The following is a 3088-nucleotide window of genomic DNA, read 5'->3' as shown; positions in this document are numbered from 1 at the left end:
GCCGCTGTCGGGCAGGTCGATCACCGTCACCCGGCAGCCTGCCGCGGCAAGCATGCGGGTGGTGGCCAGCCCGAGGCCGCGGGCGCCGCCGGTGACGGCGGCGGAGATGCCTTCCAAGCGCATGACACGCCTCTCGTGACGGGGGTACAGAACGGGGCTAGAGGCCGAGGGACTTGGCGATGATCGTGTTGAGCACCTCGGTGGTGCCGCCGTAGATGCGGCTGACGCGGGCGTCCGCGTACAACCGGGCGATCGGGTACTCGCGCATGTAGCCGTAGCCGCCGTACAGCTGCAGGCAGCGGTCGACCACGTCGCCCTGGAGTTCGGTGCAGAAGACCTTCACCTTGGCGGCGTCGGCCGCCGACAGCTCCCCCGCCTCGTGCGCGGCGAGCGCCCGGTCCACCAGCGCCCGCCCGGCCTCCAGGCCGGTCGCGCAGGCGGCCAGCTCGAACTTGGTGTTCTGGAAGGAGGAGACGCTCTTGCCGAACACCTTCCGGTCCCGGACGTAGTCGAGCGTGCCCGCCACCGCCGCCTCAGCGGCGGCCTGCGCGTACACCGCGATCGCCAGGCGCTCCTGCGGCAGGTTCCCGGTCAGGTACGTGAACGCCCGGCCCTCCTCGCCGAGCAGGTTCCCGGCGGGGACGCGTACGTCCTCGAAGAACAGCTCCGCGGTGTCCTGGGTGCGCAGGCCCAGCTTGTCGAGGTTGCGGCCCCGGGTAAAGCCGGGCATGTCCCGCTCGACGACCAGAAGCGACAGCCCGTCCCGGCGCTCGCCGCCGCGGTCGGTGCGCGCGACGACGACGACCAGGTCGGCGTTGATGCCGCCGGTGATGAACGTCTTGGCGCCGTTGAGCACCCAGTCGTCGCCGTCCCGTACGGCGGCGGTGGCCATGCCCGCGAGGTCGGAGCCGGTGCCGGGCTCGGTCATCGCGATCGACGCCATCAGCGCACCGCTGCCCAGCCCGGGCAGCCAGCGCCGCGCCTGCTCCTCGCTGCTGTACGCGACGAAGTACGGCACGACGACGTTGAGATGGACGCCGAGACCGCCCAGGTTCACGTGCGCGCGGGCGGTCTCCTCCGCCCAGATCGCCGGGTACAGGAAACTGGACTCGCCCGCGCCGCCGTGCCGCTCGGGGATCTGGATGCCGAGCACGCCGAGCGCGCCGACCTCGTGGAAGACCTCCCGCGGCACGATCCCGGCCTCCTCCCAGGCGGGGAACCGGGGCACGATCTGCTCGTCGAGGAAGTCGCGGGCGGTGGCGCGGAACGTCTCGTGTGCGGCGCCGAAGATGGTGCGTCTCATCGCTGCTACCCGAGGAGTTCGAGAACGGTCGCGTTGGCCATGCCGCCGCCTTCGCACATGGTCTGGAGCCCGTACCGGATGCGCCGGTCGCGCATGTGGTGGACCAGCCGGGTCAGCAGGGCGGCACCGCTGCCGCCGAGGGGGTGGCCGGTCGCGATGGCGCCACCCAGCGGGTTGAGCCGGTCGTCGGCCGCGCCGGTCTCGGCCTGCCAGGCGAGCGGGACGGCCGCGAACGCCTCGTTCACCTCGTACGCGCCGATGTCGCCGATGCCGAGACCGGCCCGCTTGAGCGCCTTGGCGGTGGCGGCGATGGGGGCGGTGAGCATGACGACGGGGTCGTCGCCCGCGACCACCGCGGTGTGCACGCGCGCCAACGGCCGCAGGCCCCGGGCTCTGGCGGTCTCGCCGGAGGTGACGAGGAGGGCGGCGGCGCCGTCGGAGATCTGCGACGAGTTGCCCGCGGTGATCACCCCGTCCTCCCGGAACACGGTCCTCAGCCCGGCCAGCGTGGTCACCGAGCTGCCCCGTCGGATGCCCTCGTCGCCGCGGAGCCCGCCGGCGGGCACGAGTTGCCCCTCGAAGGCGCCGGCGTCCGTGGCCGCGGCGGCGCGGTCGTGCGAGCGGACCGCGTACGTATCCAGCCGCTCCCGGGTGAGGCCCCACCGCTCGGCGATCAGTTCCGCCCCGGTGCCCTGGCTGAAGCCGCTGACGCCGTAGCGGCCGAGCACGCTCGGCGGGTGCGGCTTGCCGCCCTGCGCCGCCGCGCCCAGCGGCACCCGGCTCATCGACTCCACGCCGCCGGCGACGACCAGGTCGTACTGCCCGGCGATCACCCCGGCGGCGGCAAAGTGCAGCGCCTGCTGACTGGAGCCGCAGCGGCGGTCGACGGTCACGCCGGGCACGGAGTCCGGCCAGCCGGCGGCGAGCACGGCGGTGCGGGCGATGTCCCCGGTCTGGTCGCCGGCCTGGCCGACGCAGCCCCAGACCACGTCGTCGACGTCGCCGGGCGCGAAGTCGTTGCGGTCCGCGAGCGCCGTCAGTACGTGCGCGGACAGGTCGGCGGGATGGATGCCGGCCAGCGCCCCGTCCCGTTTTCCGATCGGCGTACGCACCGCGTCCACGATCACTGCGTCCCGCATGGGCGCCTCCTCGGCTCGGTTCGCCACCAGTGAACGAGGGACGTACGGAGCCGGTCAAAGCCCGCTTGGTGAATGCAGGGATAGGCAGCGCCTATGAGCCGCCCCGCCGCCCGCACGCATAGCCGGCGGCTATGGAAGTGATCGGCGCCGGGTCTTGGTGCACCGGCCGCCGTACGTGATGGATTGGAGGCACCTGCGGCGCCGCGGTACGTGACCGCGCAGCCCGTACGACATCGGGAGGGGCCTTGGCAGATCCGGTCCTCGTGGAACGCTCCGGGCACGTCGTGACCTGGACCCTGAACCTGCCGGAGCGGCGCAATCCGGTCTCGGGCGCGGCGGTCGTGGACGCCCTCGTACGCCTCGCGGACGCGGCGGACGCGGACGGCTCCGTGCGCGCCGTCGTGCTGACCGGGGCCGGCTCCGCCTTCTCCACCGGCGGCGACATCGCGGCGATGGCCGCGGGCAACGACGGCTTCGGCGGGCCTCCGCACCGGCAACTCGACGGCTACCGGCGCGGCATCCAGCGCCTCACCCGCGCGCTCTACGGCTGCGAGGTGCCGCTGATCGCGGCGGTGAACGGACCCGCGGTCGGCGCCGGGTGCGACCTGGCGCTCCTGTGCGACCTGCGGCTCGCGGCCACGGACGT

At 73.7% G+C, this 3088-nt stretch carries 3 protein-coding genes; 1 reads left to right on the top strand and 2 read right to left on the bottom strand.

The window, feature by feature from the left end:
- Positions 1 to 157 precede the first annotated feature (157 nt).
- Together H5J30_RS24105 and H5J30_RS24100 are read right to left on the bottom strand one after the other, a co-directional pair.
- On the bottom strand, positions 158 to 1303 hold the full coding sequence (locus tag H5J30_RS24105) for an acyl-CoA dehydrogenase family protein (RefSeq protein ID WP_181789469.1): 1146 nt from the start codon (positions 1301 to 1303) through the stop codon (positions 158 to 160).
- A 5-nt stretch (positions 1304 to 1308) separates the two neighbouring features.
- Positions 1309 to 2442: a thiolase family protein gene (locus H5J30_RS24100; RefSeq protein ID WP_181789468.1), complete on the bottom strand. Its 1134-nt coding sequence runs from the start codon at positions 2440 to 2442 to the stop codon at positions 1309 to 1311.
- 245 nt (positions 2443 to 2687) lie between these two features.
- On the opposite strand from H5J30_RS24100, the gene H5J30_RS24095 reads away from it, so the two are divergent.
- Positions 2688 to 3088: enoyl-CoA hydratase-related protein (locus H5J30_RS24095; protein ID WP_181789467.1), on the top strand; the 401-nt coding region annotated here is incomplete at its 3' end.

It is taken from the genome of Streptomyces phytophilus, assembly GCF_013870535.1.
Taxonomy (GTDB): Bacteria; Actinomycetota; Actinomycetes; order Streptomycetales; family Streptomycetaceae; genus Streptomyces; species Streptomyces phytophilus.
Note: the sequence above shows the minus strand (reverse complement) of the source record. Positions and strands in the feature narration are given on the sequence as shown.